This window comes from Vibrio mexicanus, from assembly GCF_001012815.1.
In the GTDB taxonomy this organism is placed as follows: domain Bacteria; phylum Pseudomonadota; class Gammaproteobacteria; order Enterobacterales; family Vibrionaceae; genus Vibrio; species Vibrio mexicanus.
In genome coordinates this window covers 1-19963 of the sequence record NZ_JYJP01000090.1, presented here as the reverse complement: position 1 = coordinate 19963, position 19963 = coordinate 1, and the positions used below count along the sequence as shown (strand labels likewise).

The 19963-nt window shown below is 45.4% G+C and carries 20 protein-coding genes and 1 pseudogene; 17 read left to right on the top strand and 4 right to left on the bottom strand.

Translation table 11 applies throughout. From position 1 onward, the window contains the following. The first annotated feature begins 1 nt into the window (after window position 1). From UA76_RS12465 to UA76_RS12415, 12 genes are all read left to right on the top strand, one after another. Window positions 2-1237: a beta-ketoacyl-[acyl-carrier-protein] synthase family protein gene (locus tag UA76_RS12465; protein ID WP_047046599.1), complete on the top strand. Its 1236-nt coding sequence runs from the start codon at window positions 2-4 to the stop codon at window positions 1235-1237. 52 nt (window positions 1238-1289) lie between these two features. Then, on the top strand, window positions 1290-1739 hold the full coding sequence (locus UA76_RS12460; RefSeq protein WP_047046596.1) for a hypothetical protein: 450 nt from the start codon (window positions 1290-1292) through the stop codon (window positions 1737-1739). A 43-nt stretch (window positions 1740-1782) separates the two neighbouring features. After that, window positions 1783-2523, top strand: a complete 741-nt coding sequence (locus UA76_RS12455) for a beta-ketoacyl-[acyl-carrier-protein] synthase family protein (protein WP_047046591.1) — start codon at window positions 1783-1785, stop codon at window positions 2521-2523. Beyond that, the gene (locus tag UA76_RS12450; protein ID WP_052772041.1) at window positions 2520-3440 is read left to right on the top strand and encodes a beta-ketoacyl synthase N-terminal-like domain-containing protein; all 921 of its coding nucleotides are present in this window, start codon (window positions 2520-2522) and stop codon (window positions 3438-3440) included. The genes UA76_RS12455 and UA76_RS12450 overlap by 4 nt, the downstream gene beginning before the upstream one ends. After that, window positions 3410-3817, top strand: a complete 408-nt coding sequence (locus UA76_RS23455; protein WP_084705511.1) for a hypothetical protein — start codon at window positions 3410-3412, stop codon at window positions 3815-3817. The genes UA76_RS12450 and UA76_RS23455 overlap by 31 nt, the downstream gene beginning before the upstream one ends. Next, the gene (locus tag UA76_RS12445) at window positions 3807-4520 is read left to right on the top strand and encodes a hypothetical protein (RefSeq protein ID WP_047046588.1); all 714 of its coding nucleotides are present in this window, start codon (window positions 3807-3809) and stop codon (window positions 4518-4520) included. Before UA76_RS23455 ends, UA76_RS12445 begins: the two co-directional genes overlap by 11 nt. 160 nt (window positions 4521-4680) lie before the next feature. Beyond that, window positions 4681-5520: a hotdog family protein gene (locus UA76_RS12440; RefSeq protein WP_047046587.1), complete on the top strand. Its 840-nt coding sequence runs from the start codon at window positions 4681-4683 to the stop codon at window positions 5518-5520. 127 nt (window positions 5521-5647) lie between these two features. Then, on the top strand, window positions 5648-6457 hold the full coding sequence (locus UA76_RS12435) for an alpha/beta fold hydrolase (protein WP_047046584.1): 810 nt from the start codon (window positions 5648-5650) through the stop codon (window positions 6455-6457). Beyond that, complete coding sequence (locus tag UA76_RS12430; RefSeq protein WP_047046581.1) at window positions 6447-6905, top strand: hypothetical protein; 459 nt, start codon at window positions 6447-6449, stop codon at window positions 6903-6905. Before UA76_RS12435 ends, UA76_RS12430 begins: the two co-directional genes overlap by 11 nt. Then, window positions 6902-7639, top strand: coding sequence for an SDR family NAD(P)-dependent oxidoreductase (locus UA76_RS12425; RefSeq protein WP_047046578.1), 738 nt, complete (start codon window positions 6902-6904; stop codon window positions 7637-7639). Before UA76_RS12430 ends, UA76_RS12425 begins: the two co-directional genes overlap by 4 nt. Before the next feature lie 221 nt (window positions 7640-7860). Then, window positions 7861-8769, top strand: coding sequence for a DMT family transporter (locus tag UA76_RS12420; RefSeq protein WP_075202576.1), 909 nt, complete (start codon window positions 7861-7863; stop codon window positions 8767-8769). Between the two features lie 9 nt (window positions 8770-8778). Beyond that, on the top strand, window positions 8779-9462 hold the full coding sequence (locus tag UA76_RS12415) for an SDR family oxidoreductase (RefSeq protein ID WP_047046573.1): 684 nt from the start codon (window positions 8779-8781) through the stop codon (window positions 9460-9462). A 44-nt stretch (window positions 9463-9506) separates the two neighbouring features. On the opposite strand, the pseudogene UA76_RS12410 reads toward UA76_RS12415, so the two are convergent. Both UA76_RS12410 and UA76_RS12405 read right to left on the bottom strand, forming a co-directional pair. After that, a pseudogene (locus UA76_RS12410) lies at window positions 9507-11470 on the bottom strand (DNA topoisomerase III). Window positions 11471-11561: 91 nt separating this feature from the next. Further along, window positions 11562-11897 carry a Grx4 family monothiol glutaredoxin gene (locus UA76_RS12405; protein ID WP_047046570.1) on the bottom strand — a complete coding sequence of 112 codons (336 nt, stop codon included), beginning with the start codon at window positions 11895-11897 and terminating at the stop codon, window positions 11562-11564. A gap of 274 nt (window positions 11898-12171) precedes the next feature. On the opposite strand from UA76_RS12405, the gene sodB reads away from it, so the two are divergent. From sodB to UA76_RS12390, 3 genes are all read left to right on the top strand, one after another. Further along, a complete protein-coding gene (gene sodB / locus UA76_RS12400; protein WP_047046567.1) occupies window positions 12172-12756 on the top strand; it encodes a superoxide dismutase [Fe] in 585 nt (194 codons plus the stop codon). A gap of 199 nt (window positions 12757-12955) precedes the next feature. Continuing rightward, window positions 12956-13459: a VC2046/SO_2500 family protein gene (locus UA76_RS12395; RefSeq protein WP_047046564.1), complete on the top strand. Its 504-nt coding sequence runs from the start codon at window positions 12956-12958 to the stop codon at window positions 13457-13459. A gap of 195 nt (window positions 13460-13654) precedes the next feature. Beyond that, window positions 13655-14329 carry an SDR family oxidoreductase gene (locus UA76_RS12390; RefSeq protein ID WP_047046561.1) on the top strand — a complete coding sequence of 225 codons (675 nt, stop codon included), beginning with the start codon at window positions 13655-13657 and terminating at the stop codon, window positions 14327-14329. Window positions 14330-14349: 20 nt separating this feature from the next. On the opposite strand, the gene UA76_RS12385 is transcribed toward UA76_RS12390, so the two are convergent. Beyond that, window positions 14350-14814, bottom strand: coding sequence for a low molecular weight protein-tyrosine-phosphatase (locus UA76_RS12385; RefSeq protein ID WP_075202575.1), 465 nt, complete (start codon window positions 14812-14814; stop codon window positions 14350-14352). Between the two features lie 679 nt (window positions 14815-15493). Then, window positions 15494-15922: a hypothetical protein gene (locus UA76_RS12380; RefSeq protein ID WP_238322282.1), complete on the bottom strand. Its 429-nt coding sequence runs from the start codon at window positions 15920-15922 to the stop codon at window positions 15494-15496. Between the two features lie 505 nt (window positions 15923-16427). Between UA76_RS12380 and UA76_RS12375 the strand changes: the two genes are divergently transcribed. Beyond that, complete coding sequence (locus UA76_RS12375; protein WP_157617629.1) at window positions 16428-18992, top strand: toxin VasX; 2565 nt, start codon at window positions 16428-16430, stop codon at window positions 18990-18992. Next, entirely contained in the window at window positions 18962-19912 is a 951-nt protein-coding gene (locus UA76_RS23450; protein WP_157617628.1) for a hypothetical protein, read from the top strand. Before UA76_RS12375 ends, UA76_RS23450 begins: the two co-directional genes overlap by 31 nt. The last annotated feature ends 51 nt before the right edge of the window (window positions 19913-19963 follow it).

Here is a 19963-nt window from a genome sequence, read left to right as displayed (position 1 = left end):
TATGCGTGAGAAAGATGTCGTTATTACCGGTTTAGGGGTATTTTCTTCTTTGGGTAACAATGTTGACTCCGTCTGGGAAGATATATTGGCAAACCAATCCGGAGTTAAACTGATCCCTCATGACTCTTGGCTTTCCGGTCATGGCGTACATCTTTTATCTCAAGCCGTGCCTTCATCTGATTTTTCACAGTTTTACTCTCGTTGGAATGTGAATAAAAAGGTTGTAAGAAACATGAGTAGAGCAAGCAACATGTTTTGCTACTCTGCTTTATGTGCTCTGGAGCACGCCGGCTTTGCCTCACCCTCTGATTTACCTGAGACACGTTCCGGCATTATTATTGGAACGGGCACGTCGTTGTGTGATGAGCACCAATCAACGCCGACTCAAGATCGTAATCCCACTTGGTTTTTGGATACTTATCCGAACATTACCCTCGGCCAAACTTCTCTAATTACCGGAATTACTGGTTTTGGCACGACGATCGTTAACGCATGTACCAGTGCAAGTTTAGCGATTGGCCAAGCCTACCGAATGCTAAGAAATGGTGAATCGGACGTAATGTTAGTCGGTGGCAGTGATAGCCGACTTTCCCCTTCGTTCTTGTCAGGATTCAGCCAACTTAACATGCACACGAGAAGTGATGATGCAGACCGAGCGATGCGTCCATTCGACAAGCTGAGAAGCGGATTTGTTTTAGGTGAAGGCGCAGCAGCGCTCGTTTTAGAAAGTCGTGAACACGCAGAGCGTAGAGGCGCAACTATTTTAGCCAGTATCTGTGGTTTTGCTTCGTCTATGGACGCCTATCGTATGACAGACCCTTGCCCGAAAGGCAAAGAAAAGGCCATGCGTTGGGCCCTTGAAGATGCAAAGCTGTCTGCTCAAGATATTGATTATATCAATGCTCACGGCACCTCAACGTTAGCCAATGATCGAGAGGAAGCCATCGCGACCCAACGTGTATTTGGCCCAAATACCCCGTTAACTAACAGCAGTAAGACTATGTTTGGGCACACATTGGCTGCCAGCGGCGCTATCGAGTCGATTGTTTGCATCCAAAGCCTCTTATCCCAGACCTTACATGCCAACCCAAACTATGAGCACCTCGATCCCGCGTGCGATATCAATCTTGTTGGGAAAAAGCCGATGAGTACAGCGGTTCGGTACTGCATGAACAATTCCAGCGGAATTGGGGGCACCAATACGTCACTGATCTTTAAAGCCGAGAACACTGCTTAGGCAACCTTCTTGCGCTTCATCATTTGAACAAAACTTAAATAAGGAAATTTTAATGTCTACACCTATTGCGGTTATCTCCGGATTAGGCGGACTTTCGTCGCTCGGAATAGCACTCGAACATCACCTTGCAAGCCACCAGCAAGGCGAAACAGGCATCAGCCATACGGAATCATTTCCGTATCCACTTGGTCCAGCTGCCAGTTTCAATCCCAGAGATTTTATCAAAGATAGAAAGTCGATTCGCATGATGACCCATCAGGTTAAGTTAGGCGTAGCGAGTGCATCATTAGCGTTCGAAAACGCTAATATGACCACTGATTACTTCGAACAGCATCAAGAGACTTGCGGCGTTATCTATGGCTCTTTCTTCAGCCAAGGCTTTCTGAACAGTACAGAGCCTTACATGGCGAGCTTACGTGAAGATCTTACCGTGGATTATGATCTATTAGGCCATGAAAACTACCGCATGTTCCCCCCCTTTGGATCCTACCTAGCTTCCTAACACCGCTGGTGGACAAGTCTCCATACAGCAAGGCTTGCGTGGCATGAGCTACAGCGTAGTTAATGGCCCCGCTGGCGGCATGATCGCAACGGGTGAAGCGATGGAAGCGATTCAGGACGACAGAGCAAGCATGGTACTCGCGGGCGCAGCAGAAGGTGAAGCCTGTTTGGACCATGTCTACCGTCTAGAGCAGCGTCTACCCGTTGCCCAGTTTCTCGGAGATAAAGGCATCATCGCAGGTGAAGGCGGTTTTAGTTTTGCCATAGAAAACGCAGGTATTGCTCTGAGCGAAGGGCGCACCGTGTACGGCATTGTGTCATCTTACCAAAACAACTACTTGCCTAACCTTCTCAAAGATGACCATAAATCCGTGACGGATCGGGTTGCTTCAAACATGCAAAAAGCAATTGCTAAAGCGGGCCTAAAGATAGACGACATCGACTCGGTTCATCTTACTCTTGGTGGTATTCCAGCCATTGATAACATCGAAACTGCAGCTGCATTAGCCGTCTTTGGCAACAACACTCCAATAACAAGCTCAACCGACTACACAGGTTTCTCGTTCGGCGCAGCAGGAGCAAGTTCACTTTTCTACGCTTGCTTACAGCTAAAGCACGACTATCTAGCGCCGGTACTCAACCTCAGCAACAAACCTCTGGTTGACGAACTCAGCTATGTCATACAGCCAAAGCTCAAAAAACCAGCCAAACACATTCTTTGCCATCACATTGATTATCTCGGTAACCAAGTGAGTCTAGTTCTATCCAAGGAGGGTACATCATGAAACGCGTAGTGGTTACAGGTATGGGCGCAGTCAGTGCATTTGGTTCAGGGAGTGAAACCTTATGGCAAGCCTTGTTAGCCGGAGAAAACGGCATCAAATCTGTTCAACAATTTCCACTTAAAGGGGACATAGTCGCTATTGCGGCTTCAATGCCTGAACTATCGCAAGAGATTGCTGCAAATAAGAAGTTAGCTAACACCGACACTGAAGATCCGGCCATCAGAAAATTCTTCTTGGCCGTCGAAGAGGCGGTCAATCAGTCAGGTATAAACTTTGATGACCCTGTCTATCAAGAGAGCGCCTGTATGATCGCAGACAGACCCTACAGCCCAACGCTCGATGTTGATACCTACATTAAAGACTATGCCCTAGCCTGCCCTGATGGCAACACCGATCTTGATCGATGGTTAGCACAGTTAAAAAGAAGTCCTGAAATGTATAAGCGAGCCGCTCTGGACGATGTCGATAGCATCAACCATTTCGCAGCGCGCTACTACAACCTCACAGGCCCAAGTCTAAGCATCGGCACCGCGTGTGCGTCAGGAAACAATGCGATTGGTGAAGCTTTTGAGAAAATTCGCCGTGGAAGACTCACCTCTGCCATTGTCGGTGGCGCTTACGATTTTGACGTCAACACCATGATTGGATTTACCCGTATTGGGGCGCTAACCACCAACCCAGATCCAGATTCTGCTTGTAGCCCTTTTGATGCGAAACGCAGTGGGTTTGTGATGGGTAGCGGTTGTGGCGTTTTGATTCTAGAAGAACTTGAATCAGCGCAGCGCCGAGGTGCAAAAATCCTCGCTGAAGTAACGGGTTACGGTTCTTTCACCGATGGTTATCGCGCCACTGACCCAGATCCTGAGGGCAGAGCGGCTATAGAACACTGGTTGGTGCCCTCGAGACAGCAAGTCTGAATCCTGAGCAAATTAGTTACATTAATGCTCACGGTACCTCAACCAAAATGAATGACAAAACCGAGACAACGGCGATCAAAAAAGTATTCGGAGAACACGCTTACCAAATCCCCGTTTCCTCTACCAAATCGATGATTGGCCACGGAATCATGGCAGCTGGCACCCTTGAAGCGGTGGCATGTATCAATGCGATTCGCGACAACAAGATTCATGGCACGCGCAACTATCAGAACGCTGATAGCGAGCTTGACTTAGATTACGTAGGCGAAGGCGCGCGAGCGATGCAAGTCGATCACGTCATGTCCAACAACTTTGGTTTTGGCGGTCAAAATGCCACGGTCATTTTCTCTCGCTTTGGAGACAGCAATGACGTCTAACCTAATCAGCCAGAGTATTGTCTCTCAACAGGTTGATGAAACCGAAGCGAAGTATGAGCTCTCTATCAACCTTACGGAGCACCGCTATCTGTACTCGCATATTGTTCAAGACATCGCGGTTATTCCCACAGTGTTTCTTCTCGAGTATGCAATCACTTTGTTGCGCGAGAGCCCTCTTGTGGATGCGCTCGAACTAGATAGTTTCTCTGTCCGAGAGATTGATTCCAAGCGACTCGTGCAGGTATATCCCGACGTCGACAACAAACTCTACCTCAGCCTAACAAGAGTCGGAAATACATTCGAAATCATAGTGGGCTGTGACAAGGTAGCCAAATCCGGTAAGGCGATTCGTACCAATGTCACCGCCTTTACCGCCTCTTTGCATTTTGACAGAAGTGAATCCGCTGATTTCGTCGACTTTGACAACTTTGAACAGGTTGCTATTTCGCGTATCAATGGCGAAAACCGAGTCAAACTCACCTTCATTGGTCAATTGTTTGATACACGAAATTATGACTACCGTTGGTCAGATGAAAACAAATGTTTGGTTGGTTATTCGGACATGCGTGACACAACCAAATACTACTTGGGCAGCACCGCCGACGTCCAACTCTCTACTCCTGTCGATGCGTTGATTTCGGGTATTTACAATCTTGCTTCTACAGCCTGCTCTGTGAGCGACCTGCGATTCCTTCAAAAATAGAAGAAGTTTGCTACTACGGCTTGCCAAAAGGTCGCCTTGTACTGACTCAAATCCAACCGGGCAAGGATGAAGGGCATGTACACATGACGCTTAGAAACGAGCAAGACAATAGCCTCATTGCTGAGTTTAAAAACTATCAATTACAGGAGTTCCGAGCACGATGAACCCAATAGAACCTTTCTTTATTCACTGGGCCGATTCAATTGAGCAGCACGAGAACAAAGCTGAGCTGAACATCACTATCGACCCAAACAAAATGGTTGGCCTTAAACACCATGTCTTCAATGGTGTTTGCTTGGTGCCATTTGCCTATAGTACGGAGCTAATGATTCAGACGGTTGTTCACTGCTCAGGTGTTTCATCCCCTTATCCCATTTTTTTAAAGCAAGTAGAGCAGCTGCGCGGTATTCCAATCCCTTTTGGCACAACCAAGCCGGTGAAAGTGTCTTGTGAAAAGCTTAATGATGGCAGTTGGTCAGTTCGATTAGTCATGGATCTGACCAACAAAAGTGGCAAAGTCATTCGCAAAGACTGCACCGTTGCCACCGCCGTCATCGAGACGAATAAAGAGATAAACCAAGAAGGCCCAAGTGTTAATACGCAGGGCCTGAACGCTCTCGATATGCCACCAGCGTTATACTACCGATGTATCCACCCAACTCATGGGCCGCTATTTCAAACGCTCACTGGCCAGCTTTATATCGATACCGAACTCGAGCGAATAGGTGGTACGTTCAACTTGAAACAACTCGATAACTGGCAGTCCATCAAGCCAAGTTTGCCGTTTTGGGTATCACCGCTTGCCTTTGATTCAGTGCTCCAGCTGTCGGTTCTTAAATGCATTCAAATCGAAAGTACAACCAAGCCCGAGTTCAACGCTAAGCTGCCAATTAGGCTCGAAAATGCATACTTCTTTGAACCGTTTAATCCTGAAACTGACTATCTTGCTAGCGGCGTCATCACAAGCTTGACGATAAGGATCAGCAATCACGCTTCGTAGTCGAAGATGATCAAGGCCGAAATGTCGCTTCGCTCGAAACCGTCACTTTACGTCGAGCGTCGAACAAACATTCTGCCTCCAACTTATTGGAAGATTTCGCGCAGTTTCGCAAAGAAGAGGAAGCGCTGTGAAGTTTACAACGCCAGAGTTCGCGATGAACTACACACTGAAAGGTAATCAAGAGGCAGAGCGCACCTTGGTTTTCCTAAATGGGATTTTTCATGGGGAGCCTTCATGGATTAAGCAAAGCCGTTATCCATTTATCAAGAACAAGCACAGACTGGTATTTATCGACTACCCCGGTTGTGGCGACTCTGAGATATACCAACCCTTTACCTATGACCAGCTGTGCCAAGCTATTCATGCTCTAATTAAAGAGCTGCAGCTGCCTAATGTCACACTGATAGGCTATTCATTTGGTGGCATTCTTGGGTTGGAGTTAACCAAACGCTATCCCAACGATATCGACCACCTCATCATGATTAACTCAGGTTCAGATATCTCGACCAAAGGTAAAAAAATGATGGGTAGCGTGCGCCACATGATGGAAACTGATGTGGATCTTTCGACTATTTTCCTCTCAGTTTATCCATGGTTTTTCAGCGATGACTATCTACGCCAGCTCAACGATTTTCAAACCATAGTCTTGCAACGTTACGTTGAGTACAACCATTCAAGGCCGTCTGTCTTAGCCTTCTTGGATGCCATCAGCCAGAAGACATCCAGCGCCCCAGAGAAGCTAACTGCACCAGCACTGCTGATTGGTACTCAAGGAGACATCATTTGCTCTCTTGAACAGCAGCAATCGTTGATTGACTCACACCCATCTTTTGAATGGGATTGCTTACCGATTAACACTCATGCCGCCAATATCGAAGCACATCTGGTCGTCAATAAACGTATTCAACAGTATTTGGAGGCTCACTATGAAGCATGAACTCAATCTCTACATTCAGCACTCTGAATCGGATGTGAGCATTTACTCCGTTACAGGACATGATCCACTCAGCGGGGAAGTCACCAAGGCTATCTCTGCAACGCACTCACCTTTGGTACTGGTTGCTTCAGGGGATAAGGACGCCAGCACGCTAGACGATCTGTTCTTACTAATGCAGCAGCTCTATCGACCGTTAATGAGAAAGCGCGGATGCCAATTTTGGGTGTACTGGGAAGCGAAAGGCTGCACCACACTTCAAAAAGGCGCGCAGGCCCTGTGCCAAATATCCGCAATGGAGCTGGCAGGTAAAAAAGCTCGCATCAACTTTTTACATGGTGATCAATCCTTTACTCAAGAGGACTATATGAAGCTAACCGAGCTTGCGGGCGTTGAGTATTTAACGGCTCAATCGCTCAACTGGGTCCAAACTTTGGAGAGTTCACTATGAAGACTGTACTGATTACTGGCGCTGCAAAGGGAATTGGAGCTGCCATCGCCAAACATTTCGCCCAGAAAGACTTTGTGGTTTACATGAATATTCGTCAATTAACCCCTGACCTTTCAGCAGAAATCGAATCACTTGAAGCAGCAGGCGCAGTCGTTAAACCTGTCGTTTTTGACATCAACGATCAACAGCAAGTTGAACAGGCGCTAAGCTCTATCACTAAACTCGATGTGCTCGTAAACAACGCGGGTATACTGCGCGACAACTTGATCCCACAAATACCGTTGGAAGATTGGCAAAGCATACTGAACACAAATTTCTATGCTGCTCAGAGGTTGTTTACGCAATGTATACCACTGCTCGAGAAATCTGACAGCCCTTGCGTGATCAACATAGGCAGTATTTCTGGCGTTCGGCCTCGTGCAGGTCAAGGAGCATACGCCACTGCGAAGGCAATGATGATTGAATGGACAAGCAATTTGGCGAGTAGCCCTCCCGAAACGCTGCCTAACCTTATCGCTTACTCTATCTCTCCTGGCCCAGTTGCCACTGAGATGATCAAACAAGCTCCTTGGTACACACAAAAAGGCGCGTTTGATCGTATCCCACTCAAGCGCTTTGCCGAGCCAGAAGAAGTCGCACAATTAGCGTTCGGATTAGCGACTCAACGACTGTTCCAAAATGGCCATAACATTGTGCTCGACGGCGGATTTATCCAAACCACAAAGTCGGCATAAATCGAATTCCCTCCACATTTCGCTAATCAATCTCTCCTAGCTCAGTTTTGATGTCTAGCTAGGAGAGCGCGAATCGCGTCCCTTTTCTTACTTTCCTTTAGATTGCTTACCGAAAGTTCTTCTAACTTCACTCACTCGCTTGCTCTCACTAATATTAAACCCGCTATTCGCTGAGTATGATAAAGTACTCACGCTTGCCCACTCTTTCTAAAAAAAATCAAATGAATTCAATATCTCGCTTTTCTTTGCCCGACGGCGTGAAATACATGCTGATATCAGCACTTGGCTTCGCCTTGATGTCGGCCTGTGTCAAATACGTCAGTACTTATGGCATCCCTGTGTTTGAAATCGTCGCAGCTCGCGCCCTTGTCTCATTAGTGATCAGCTATCTTGACGTCAAACGCAAAGGTATATCGGTTTGGGGTCACAACAAGCCATTACTGTTTGCCCGTGGATTGGTCGGTACGCTCGCCCTGATGTGCGTCTACTACTCGATTACCAGTTTGCCATTGGCTGAAGCCACTATATTGCAATACGTCCATCCGGTGTTTACCGCCATACTTGGTCTCATTTTCCTTAAGGAACGTTTGCAACGCTCCACCATGCTGTGTATTGCGTTTTGTTTAGCTGGCTTGTTTGTCATTATTCAGCCGAACATCATCGATGACGTGAACTATGAACTGCCTATGTTTAGTGTCATGATCGCAATTATTGGCGCCTTGGGAAGCTCTATTGCCTACGTCATAGTAAGAAAGCTCAGCCAAACTGAAGACAGCTCAGTGATCATCTTTTACTTCCCATTAATTGCCCTGCCAACATCTCTGTTCTTGGTGGCGGATGACTTTATTTGGCCTAGCCTATTTTTGACCTTCATGCTGATTCTGGTCGGCATTTTTACTCAAATAGGCCAAGTTGGTTTGACCAAAGCGATGAAAACCCAATCTGCTGGGAAAGCGTCTGCTTATTCCTATATTCAGATTGTTTTTTCTGCGCTATTGGGTGCAGTCATCTTTAACGAGATCCCATCCATCTACACCTTCATTGGCGGTGCGCTTATTGTGATTGGTGCTTTGATAAATGTGCTAGGTTCAAGAAAAGCAGCCCCAAAAGCAACGAGCAAACAAAAGTAAGGAGAGGCTATGAATACCGTTGTCATTACTGGTGGAAACCGCGGAATCGGCTTAAGCCTTGTGAAGCAGTACCTGGCTATGGGTTGGAAAGTCGAAACAACGTATAGAGACCCAAATAGCGCCCAAGAACTACTGGCACTTGAAGAAGATCATCTCCGCTGTCACCAACTGGATATAACCGACTACGACGCCGTTAACCGTTTTGCTCAAAGCATAAACGCGCTTGATCTGTTGATTAACAACGCAGGTTACTACGGCCCTAAAGGTTATGGCTTCGGCAATACCGATGTGGAAGAGTGGCGACGCGTATTTGAAATCAATACCATCGCGCCGCTTAAACTGGTTGAAGCGCTGCACGCCAAGCTATCTCGAAGCTCAATTAAGAAGATTGCGTGCATATCGTCGAAAGTCGGCAGCATGACCGAAAATACCTCCGGGGGCGGCTACATCTACCGCTCATCCAAAGCGGCGTTAAACTCAGTGGTGAAAAGCCTGAGCAACGACCTCTCCCCTCAAGGTTTTACGGTTCTCGCTCTGCACCCAGGTTGGGTCAAAACCCAAATGGGCGGACCAAATGCTTTGATTGATACCGAGACTTCAGCGTCAGGACTCATCAAAGTGATTGAGCAAGCCACTCAGGAAAACTCGAGTCAATTCATCAACTATGATGGTTCATTACTGCTTGGTAGGTGATGATTAACTTCGGATTCAATAACCAAAAAGTGAGCCACATTGGCTCACTTTTTGGTTACTCTTTTTGCTGTACTCGGTTTTCTCGCCCCCTTGGCAGAACTACGACGACGCTTCTTAAACGCAGGCCGCTCTACTTTTGGCAGATGCTGAAGTGATGTTGGAACTGGCGAGGTTCGTACCTGATCCATCAAACCATCAATACGCTGCTCTAGGGTTTGCATAAACGGTTGATAGGCTTGATTACGTTCGGCCATTCCTTGCAGCTGATGCTCCCAATGAGCAGTCATATCTGGGTATGTTGACTCTTTGGGCAAAGCATGGATTAAACCTCGCCCTGCTGGCGTGCTGAGTATCGTTTTCCCTTGCCGTTTCAACAGCTGGCGTTTAAACAAAGTATCTAGAATGCCCGCACGTGTGGCTTCAGTACCTAAGCCATCCGTCTCCTTAAGGATTTTTTTCAGCTCTTTGTCTTCGACAAAACGCGCAATTCCTGTCATCGCTTGGAGTAAAGTAGCTTCTGTAAAATGTTTAGGCGGCTCGGTTTTACGATCCTTAATTTCACCCTCTCGACATGTTAATACCGTCCCCTCAGTGAGAGGTGGAACATTGTCGACACCAGTGTCTTCGTCATCACTTTTGCCCATCAGAGCTTTCCAGCCAGCAGAGACAAGCTGCCTACCTTTTGCAATAAAAGTGCCACCAGCAATGTCAAACACTAGCTTAGCATCAGCATATATTGCTGCTGGATAAAACTGCATTAAATACTGCCTAGCGATCTGTTGATAAATCTTCATTTCATCGCCAGAGAGTGCATTCATCGACGCATTCTTGGGAGTAGGAATAATGGCGTGGTGCGCATCGACTTTGCTGTCATTCCAAGCTTTAGACTTCAAGGATGTATCTGCGCCATTGGCCGCCGATTGCAGCTCTTTGGCATTATTGGCAATCGCATTAATCACACTTGGTGCTTGCCCATAATGCTCCTTGGGCAGATATCGACTGTCGGACCTTGGGTAGGTAATAAGCTTGTGTTTTTCATACAAGCTTTGGCACACATCGAGCACTTGCTTAGCACTCATTCCAAAGCGCTTAGCAGCATCGATTTGAAGTGCTGATAGAGAATAAGGTAAAGGGGCAGATTGCTTGGTTTGCTTTTGCTCTGACTCCACCACTTTCGCTGGTTGGCCAGCAATACGCTGGGCCACATTTTCAACCAACTTTCGATTAAGAACTCGGCCTTCTTCATCTTGCCAAGGCTTGCAGGCTTCGCTTGGTTTCCATCGCGCACGAATATCAAAAGCCTGCCCATTTCCTTGGTAAGGAATCAAAGCATGAAGAGTGAAGTAATCACGAGGAACGAACTGTTCAATCTCTTCATCTCGACGCACCACCAACCCAAGCACTGGCGTTTGAACTCGGCCAACCGACAGCACGCTTGATAACCGCCTTTTTGCCCAAGCAAGGTATAAGCGCGTGTCATATTCATACCATAGAGCCAATCGGCTCGTGAACGCGCCAATGCCGACACCGACAACGGGACAAATTCACTATTACTACGCAGTTGATTCAGTGCGCGCTTAACCGCTGGTAAGTTCAAGTCGCTAATGAGTAGCCGCTGTGCAGACGCTTTTTTGGCTTTAGGCACTTTGCAGTAATCCAGCACCTCATCCACCAAAAGCTGCCCTTCTCTATCTGGATCGCCTGCGTGGATAATTTGTGTTGCATCTTTAAGGAGCTTTCTAACTACCGTGAGCTGTTTGCTTGCCGATTTCCGAGGTCTTAATTGCCATTGTTCGGGAACGATGGGTAGATCAGCGAGATTCCATTTCTTATAGCGGTCATCATAAGCATCCGGTTCTACTTGTTCCAACAGATGGCCGATACACCAAGTGACAATGTCGCCATTACCGCAACGAATAAACCCTTGATCCTTTTTCTGAGGATTAGGCAAAGCGGCTGCAATCGCGCGTCCAAGGCTCGGTTTTTCAGCAATAAAAAGGCGAGACATAAAATTGTAGGGTCGATAGAAACAATTAGGGCCACATTATCGAATGTGGCCTAATAAAGCAAGAAAAACTGTTCAGATATACAGTATTTTATTACTCTGCGTCACCTTCTGTGCGCGCTGCAGCTTCTTTGATTAGCGGCTGAAGTTCACCTTTTTGGAACATTTCCAAGATGATGTCACAACCACCGATCAGCTCACCTTCAACCCAAAGCTGTGGGAATGTAGGCCATTGAGCGTATGCTGGTAGCTCAGCACGGATATCAGGGTTTTGAAGAATATCTACGTAAGCAAACTTCTCGCCACACGCCATAAGGGCTTGTGATGCTTGAGAAGAGAATCCACAGCTAGGCAGCTTAGGAGAACCTTTCATGTAAAGAAGGATAGAGTTTTCTTCAATTTGCTGTTTGATTTTGTCGATCGTTTCCATTGCTTCCTCTTAATGGATGTACTGCTGTCAATCTTTACATTCTAAAGCATTGACGGAGAATAAAAAGCACATAATCATTATGGTTAATGTCGGCTATATGCTTTTTTGTCACAGTTTAGAAAGCTATATTCAAAAGAAAATTATCTAAGACTCTTTTAATAAAGTAAAAACTTGCTAAACTAGTCCGCAAGTCAGTCGTATCGACGATAAATAATAATATACATTGGAAGCAATCGAGAGGTTAACCCCTCTTAAATAAACGGAGAATCGAGTAATGGCATTTGAACTACCAGCTCTTCCTTACGCAAAAGACGCACTAGAACCACACATCTCAGCAGAGACTCTAGATTTCCACCACGGCAAGCACCACAACACTTACGTTGTTAAGCTAAACGGCCTTATCCCTGGTACAGAGTTTGAAGGTAAATCTCTAGAAGAGATCATCAAAACTTCTACTGGCGGCGTATTCAACAACGCAGCTCAAATCTGGAACCACACATTCTACTGGCACTGTCTAGCGCCTAACGCAGGTGGCGAACCAACAGGTGCAGTAGCTGACGCTATCAACGGTGCATTCGGTTCTTTCGAAGAGTTCAAAGCGAAGTTCACTGATTCTGCAATCAACAACTTCGGTTCTTCTTGGACTTGGCTTGTTAAGAAGGCAGACGGCTCTCTAGAGATCGTAAACACTTCTAACGCAGCAACGCCACTAACAGAAGAAGGCACTACTCCACTTCTAACTGTTGACCTATGGGAACACGCTTACTACATCGATTTCCGTAACGTTCGTCCAGACTACATGAATGCTTTCTGGGCACTAGTTAACTGGGACTTCGTAGCAGAAAACCTAGCAAAATAAGACCACTTTCCCCTTAGGTCTCATTTAGTCATTATTCAAAAGCCTGCCTTGCGCAGGCTTTTTTAATGCACCCGCCACACCGCATAACATCATCCGCCTAATAAATAACCACTAAGCTCTTTAAATCACTCAGTATTTTCTAGATCGCACTAAAGCTTCTCCGACTCTTGCCGTTAATAAGACATCAAGCGAGGGTTTCATGCAGATACATACTTTAGACAAAGCTGCCATTATAAACGAACTGCAGTTCGGCAATGGGATTAACCATGCTGTACACGCAGGGCGTAGGGCCGACTTTGCGCTAATTTTGTCCATGTTCTCTGATGATGTTCGTGACAACACGCCAGTTGAAAAAATCGATGAAGTTGAGATCACAGACGCGTTACTTAGGAAACGCTTTGAGCTATCTGAACCTCAACAATTGCGTTCCGATTCTAATTCCTATGCCACCTCTGCTGTCCAGTCTGATGCCTTTCATAAAGCCGGACTGCCGAGTGCCAAACTCAATCACTACCTCAAGCCTGAAGTCTTAGCTTACTTACCCGAAGAAACTTTCGATCTTCCTGAAGAGGTTTACCACAACCTGTCTGGACACCAACGACGTTCATTGGCAGAAAAACAACCTCGAAATCTCATGCCTGCCGATCTTTATAATCAACTGGTCGTAGCTCAAAGAAACTTCCAAATTCAAGCCCAAGTGTAAGGTTTTAGTCTCACTTTTTTCACAGATACATTTGTCACATGAAGAAACGTGAAATAGAGCAAAAAATGAACAAATCATTTCTCTACAAGCCACTTAATTTGACGTTATTCACACTTAAATAACAATTCATCAACCATCCTATGTGGACAACTTTTTTGCTTGCTGACCAACCAAGTTGTTTCTATGGAGCTCATAATGAATATAAAAAGTGCTGTAATATTAATAACTTCCGCTGGTTCTGTGCTAGGTGGAACCCTAGCCTCTCACTTTGTGAACCTAGGGGCCAGAGTGATACTTTGCGACCAAGATCTCACCTCTTTGACACAAACTTATCAACGCTGCAAAGCACTAAGCAATGATGTCCATTTTTACCAAACTAACGACTATTCGCTTGGCTCTATTCAACGCTTATTCGACTTTGTAGAAGAGAAATATCAAAGCTCTCCAGACGTGGTCGTCAACAATTGGGCAAACAGTCCTATGCCAAGCCTGATTGACCTGTCGAACCACGCTAACTTTACTCAGCAGTTTTCAATGATGGCTTCAACGCTGTTCGCGTTTGGACAGGCTAGTGCCGAACGAATGCGCCAAGAACATAAAAAAGGCGTGATCGTGAATGTCATCTCTCATGAAGACAGGGATCTATCCGGTTTTGAAAGTGCAACATCTATGGTGGCTGGTTTTACCCAAAGCTGGGCCAAACAACTCACCCCTTTCAACATTCGAGTTGGCGGTGTTGTACCCGCACTAAGCCACAGTAGTAACGATGACTACCATTGGGCTGAGATTCAAGATGAGCTGATTAGAAACACAGAATACATTGTTTCTAACGAGTATTTTAGTGGAAGAGTAATGGCCGCTCAGGCATAGACTTCAAGTTAGCTAGAGGACTACAGCTTAGCTAAGATCTCATCTGACGCCTCTTCAATCAGATCAAGAACATGCTCAAATCCATTCGGTCCACCGTAATACGGATCTGGAATTTCTTGCTCTTTTGAGTTCGAGTGCGATAAAAATAGCGATACTTTGTGCTTTAATTGGCTTGGACACCGACTTAATAAATCACTTAAATTGTCGCGATCAGCCGCTAAAATCATATCAAAGCGCTCAAAGTCTTGATCAACTACCTTTCTTGACGTGATACCCCTAAACGAATAACCTCGCCTTTCTCCCGCTGCTTTCGAACGCGAATCAGGCCCTTCACCTTCGTGGTAACCAATGGTTCCTGCGGAATCAACTGCAACGTCAATTCCTGCGGCAGCGGCTTTAGCGCGCAATATCGCCTCACCTGTTGGTGAACGGCATATGTTGCCCATGCATACTACCAGTATTGATGGTTTCTTTATATTTTTCATATAATTAGCCTTTAAAAATCGCAAAATTTCATGCCCAACATACAAAATATTTTAGCATTAAAATCAATGAGTTAAACTTCATTTTGGAGGGAGATTTTCTTCTAACTTGAGCTCAAATTTCTATACATTATGCTAGTGGATTAAAACCAATACTCACTAAGTAGTTGAAATATATAATCTTTAAAATCTCAGTCTTGAATATTAAGCCCACAAGTTCCTATCTAGACTTTTGTTTTGGAGTGATAGCTGAAATAAGCTAGTCAGTAAAATTAGGATTACTGATTTTTCTTCACTTAAACAACTAGTTAAATCATTCTTAGTTTTCTAACTCAGTCCTTTGACGGCCCTTTCAGCTCTTTATCTACTTTACACCCTATCGAGGTTAATTTTCCGATACACACAAAGTTGTCCGCTTATCTGGTATTTCTGTCCTGACTTCCCCCTAACCTCTAGTTAAACAATAAGATAAATGAGGTTTTTATGTACGTAACTCTAGCAGAGTGGGCAAGAATCCATTTTGGTTATGTGCCAAGCATGGCCACCCTATCAATCTACGCGCGAACTCAACAAATTCATCCACTACAGTTAGTCGGACATTACTCTTCAAAAGGGACAGGAGAAGATTCACCTTTACCATCAAATAGAACAACGACATCAGTATGCCCAGTTGGCGACTTAACTACCCACCTTGTGGGTTGCTATTTTCTGTAGGTGCACAATCATCATAAGGCTCATGACATTTCTTAGTAAACATCACTTGAATCCGCTCCTCATCAACCACTACCTGCATAACACCATTTTTTCGCTCATGGTTTTGATAGTAGTTTTGCAGGGTTCGCATTTTTTGCTCGGCTAAATCAGAGTCAATGGGCGCATCAATTCGGTAGTAAGTTAACGTTTCACCTTTGTCACTTCTCCCTTTACGCCACGTCCCTTTAATGTGAGTAGGAACGCCCATCTTGCCAATATCTGCGCTCGCACCAGGGTAGCCATTGACGCCACCATAACCAAACCCCGTCCAACCGCCACCGGTGGTTTGTATCGCAACATCTCTAATTTCATAGTTGCCACTAATACTGCCCGCATTGCCAATGGTCGCTTGTATCAAAGGTGGCTCTTGTTTACAGCCGGTTAATACGCACGGTTAATACGCTCAGAGTTACCGCCAGTAAGACAAATACATATTTATACATTATCCCAAATTCTCCGCTCTGGCTTTTCACCGGTTTCTATATCGGTTGTAATGCTACTAACAATGGTTTCCATCAGCGTCTTATACGGTGGATTGATTACCGTGTCATGTGAACGATGAATATACTCATCAAAGTTGGGCGTAATCTCACTTTGCCAATCACAAGCAGTAATAGTGCCTAATAGCTTCTCTGAAAGCTTTTGCCACCTTTTTCTGTTTTGAAGGGCATAGCTATCTTTTGCTTCAATAAGTTAGATGAAACACCAAAAAATTGTTTATTCGATCCAATTAGTTGTCCAACATTGCACAACCACCCTCTAACTCATTGATTAATATAGCCTTAACAATGGCTTGCTTTTTGCTTAATACATTGCAGAAAACTAAACAATTTAAACATAATATCAGTCAGTTAGGTTATTTCATGAAGATGCCAATTCCTCCTAAAACATCCATGATGTGGGTGAACTCAAAAAACTCCTTTGCAGAAAGTTATGCGATTTATGCGCGTGATGGCAACTTAATTTCCTTAACTGAAAAGTCCGAACAAGAATCCAACGATGTTGATGGCTCACCACCCGAAACCAGCATGTTTTGGGAAGGCGGTACAGAAAAAATTGAACCCAATGAAGCCGAACCTGAACTGTGTGACTATTCGCGAAAAGAGGACGAACAGGAAGTAGAGACTGTCCACTTCATTCCTGTTCGGTACGCCATTGACGAACTTGCTGACGATAATACTCAACCATTCCACCTACCAGAAGGTTGGGTTGGAACTGGCCCAGCTAAGCTCAAAAACCATAACTACACCCTTCGCCAGTTAAGAGATGGATGGCTTTATGTATATGATGCGAAAGCGAAAGCACTCGATGAATATAAGGTTGAAGGTAACCAACTTACAAACTACAAACTTGGTGCGTCTGAAGATGTAGAAACTGATATTGTCAGAGGCGTTGCACAGGAAGAGAAACCTTACTTAAGCTATCCAGAAGGTAGCGTGCTTTCACTGTGTTTCTCACCTCACCGCTGGTCATGGACCTTCTTCGAAATGGTCGCAAATAGCCCTGATAAACACATCAGTAAAATGCAAACTGTCGTTTTAACACCCGGTGATTATCAGCCTCACCTTGGTGAACTTGACACATTATCAGATGTCGCGGATATCGAAGAGTCTGCCGTTGATGACCAGCGGTTTGCCTTTTCTTGCGTCAAGACATCCGAGCCCGAGCCTATCGAGGGAATAGAGGACGAAGCGCCACTCAAACCAGTCACCGTGCATGCGGATCTTATCTCCTACTTACCAGAAGATGAAACCGCGTTTGTGGTTGCCATTAATGACCACATGGCCGACATCGAAGACATGGCTCTGCACTTTGCAGGTTATGCCAGCCAATTCAGAGTATTTGAAGAGCAGTTCAATAACCAGTGGATGCTGATGCAAACCACAATGCAGCTGTGCATGTTCGGTGCAACGCAAGACACCGATCTACCCCACTCGCTAAAAACGGATGCTGAAAAAATCGATTTCTATTCTGATATGGCGGACTACTATGACGCGAGCCAGAATGTCGATAGAGCCACTGAAAATCAATCTGCCGTAAGCACCGGCTATCCTGCCAAGTTCTCAGCAGGAGCCAAGGAGGCGCATCAAACCAACCAGGAGCGACTTGCTCAGACCATTCGTGACAAATATCGCATTTCAGAAACACGCTTCGACCGCTATGACAGTTGGATAGCATCCGATCGGTGGCGAAAACAGCTTAACTGGAAACACATGATGGCGGACATGCGCGAGCTAACAGCAGAGAAAGAGCGCTTACTTGAGCCCGCACTGGCCAGTAAGCTCGACTTTATTGCCGCTATGGATGCTCTAACTCCGAATCACTTAGAGCGTATTGTCGACCTGTGGGGTCATGAAACCCAATTTGAACTATTTAAACTGCATCAAACCGTCGTTGACGCCTTTTCACTAGCCGGTGAAGAATCGGATGCTCTTTGGGCTAATAGGCAATGGGAAAAACCAACTAGCCTATGGGCACTTTCTGGTGCAGGGTTCAGCCAATCAATTTTTCAACAGATTGGTAAAGCCTTACCCGAACCTTTACCTGAGCTACCACTTGCCGCTGCAACGAAATTACCCGAATCAAATGAGTTTGATGACCCTGAAGCCAGCAATGCGCTCAATGCCCGCCATGTTAACTGGGGAATGGGAGTGGGCGGATACTCTAAAGTCGTTGATTTCATGACTAACCCCAACACCCATGAAACGCTGATTTTAAAAGATCTGGGGCGTGGATTCATGCGGTTGGATGAAATATTCATGTCCTCCAAAGCCGCGATTGGCCGAATAATTAGTGAGCTAGGTGCAGACTTCATTTCTAAAACCACGATTCTAATGCTGTCGTCAGTGAATCAACCGTTAACTCGGTACTCTTTTTGCTTTCGCGCAGTAATTGTTGAGCGTTTAGCGTCTGCCGCAACCATTCCAATCAACAAAAACTTTGCGTCTGATTACTCAGGTTGGAAATCACGGCTTGATAGCAGCGAAGTAGCCTTAAAAAAGCAGAATGCACTCATCGTCTCTTTTGAATCGAATGAGGGAAAAGTTTCGCGCAATCAGTATAAAAAGGCACTTGAAAAGAAAGCAAGTTTAAGCCGTTCGCTCAATGCCAATGCACTCGACTACAAGCTCAGAATTCCTATCAAACCCGATGCAGCCGAATCCATGAAAAAGGCACACTTAGCCATATTAAAAGGCAAAGTGGAAGATATTCATCGCCACTACAACAACCTTGGTGGTTTGGGCGCGATCGCACTTATCTTCAATATCATCTCACTTTACGATGCAATAGAAGGGCTGCGACAAACAGGACTCATGAGCACCGATGAGGGCCTAAATATTCTACAAAGCTTCTTTTATGCGTCCAGTGCCTGGACGGGACTGACCACCAGCAAAGCTTGGGGGCTGTTAAAGGAAACCAAACTCTAAGAAGTCATTCACTGAGAGCTATATCGCAACTTATTAAGGACGATGCTGACTTTAAAAAAAGGAGGCTCCCAGTCAATGATTTACGATATTTCAATCGCTGGTTGGCTAGAACGGCATCACTCGGTCTTATCGGTGCAGGTTTTGAATCAATACGAATAGTTAGAAATATAAATAACAGCTCAGGCCGAGAAAGAGTGTTGCATGTGACTAGCCTCTTAAGCATTTTGTCCCAAGGGGGCATTAGTTTAGTTCAAGCTCTCGGAGCTTCGTTTGGCCGTTTGTCAGCTAATTTCATGGTTGGCGGTGTTGTTACCGGTATGCTTCTAGTAGCAACTATTACTTACATAATTGTTAACATATCAATCAATAAGCTTAAGAAAGGGGCATACGAAATCTGGTTATCAGAAACGCCATGGGGAGTGGGCAAAAACAGAGCGGAATGGAGCACAAAGTCAGGGCTACTAGAAAGCGCTCGCGAAAATCAACAAGTTGTTTCAGAGGCAATTGCAAAACTTGAAACCATAGTGAAGCAACCAACAATAAGTCATGAGGTTATCGAAAAGGTTACCGCCTACCCACAATACACTCATAAAGAAACACTTGGTATTAAGCTCAATATCCAAGTGCCAGAACAGGCTACTGGCCTACCTATTAGATTAAAATCCAACTTAGAAACTCTCGATGAATCAGCTAAGATAGCGAGAAGCGAGAACGGCTATTTCGTCGATGTATCGACCAAAGAGTTGCCACAATACTTATCAATTAATCTGGAATATCAATTAGGTGATGAGCAAGGAAAAAATCATGCGTACTGGTTCCAACACGCTGTGAAACAGAGTGCATCTTATTCCTCCATCATAGATACTGATAAACAAAAGAAGATAGACGCATCGATAACGTCTGACTGGCTAGTTTTATAGGAACAGGAGTTACCCTTGGCTTATTTACCTTTTTACCTCACTCCAGAAGAG

Coding starts and splice junctions, on each gene's coding strand:
- UA76_RS12425 (WP_047046578.1), top strand. CDS start 6,902: ATGAAGACTGTACTGATTACTGGCGCTGCAAAGGGAATTGGAGCTGCC.
- UA76_RS12420 (WP_075202576.1), top strand. CDS start 7,861: ATGAATTCAATATCTCGCTTTTCTTTGCCCGACGGCGTGAAATACATG.
- UA76_RS12405 (WP_047046570.1), bottom strand. CDS start 11,897: ATGGAAACGATCGACAAAATCAAACAGCAAATTGAAGAAAACTCTATC.
- UA76_RS12465 (WP_047046599.1), top strand. CDS start 2: ATGCGTGAGAAAGATGTCGTTATTACCGGTTTAGGGGTATTTTCTTCT.
- UA76_RS12375 (WP_157617629.1), top strand. CDS start 16,428: ATGAAGATGCCAATTCCTCCTAAAACATCCATGATGTGGGTGAACTCA.
- UA76_RS12385 (WP_075202575.1), bottom strand. CDS start 14,814: ATGAAAAATATAAAGAAACCATCAATACTGGTAGTATGCATGGGCAAC.
- UA76_RS12415 (WP_047046573.1), top strand. CDS start 8,779: ATGAATACCGTTGTCATTACTGGTGGAAACCGCGGAATCGGCTTAAGC.
- UA76_RS12460 (WP_047046596.1), top strand. CDS start 1,290: ATGTCTACACCTATTGCGGTTATCTCCGGATTAGGCGGACTTTCGTCG.
- UA76_RS12450 (WP_052772041.1), top strand. CDS start 2,520: ATGAAACGCGTAGTGGTTACAGGTATGGGCGCAGTCAGTGCATTTGGT.
- UA76_RS12440 (WP_047046587.1), top strand. CDS start 4,681: ATGAACCCAATAGAACCTTTCTTTATTCACTGGGCCGATTCAATTGAG.
- UA76_RS12390 (WP_047046561.1), top strand. CDS start 13,655: ATGAATATAAAAAGTGCTGTAATATTAATAACTTCCGCTGGTTCTGTG.
- sodB (WP_047046567.1), top strand. CDS start 12,172: ATGGCATTTGAACTACCAGCTCTTCCTTACGCAAAAGACGCACTAGAA.
- UA76_RS12395 (WP_047046564.1), top strand. CDS start 12,956: ATGCAGATACATACTTTAGACAAAGCTGCCATTATAAACGAACTGCAG.
- UA76_RS12455 (WP_047046591.1), top strand. CDS start 1,783: ATGAGCTACAGCGTAGTTAATGGCCCCGCTGGCGGCATGATCGCAACG.
- UA76_RS12445 (WP_047046588.1), top strand. CDS start 3,807: ATGACGTCTAACCTAATCAGCCAGAGTATTGTCTCTCAACAGGTTGAT.
- UA76_RS12430 (WP_047046581.1), top strand. CDS start 6,447: ATGAAGCATGAACTCAATCTCTACATTCAGCACTCTGAATCGGATGTG.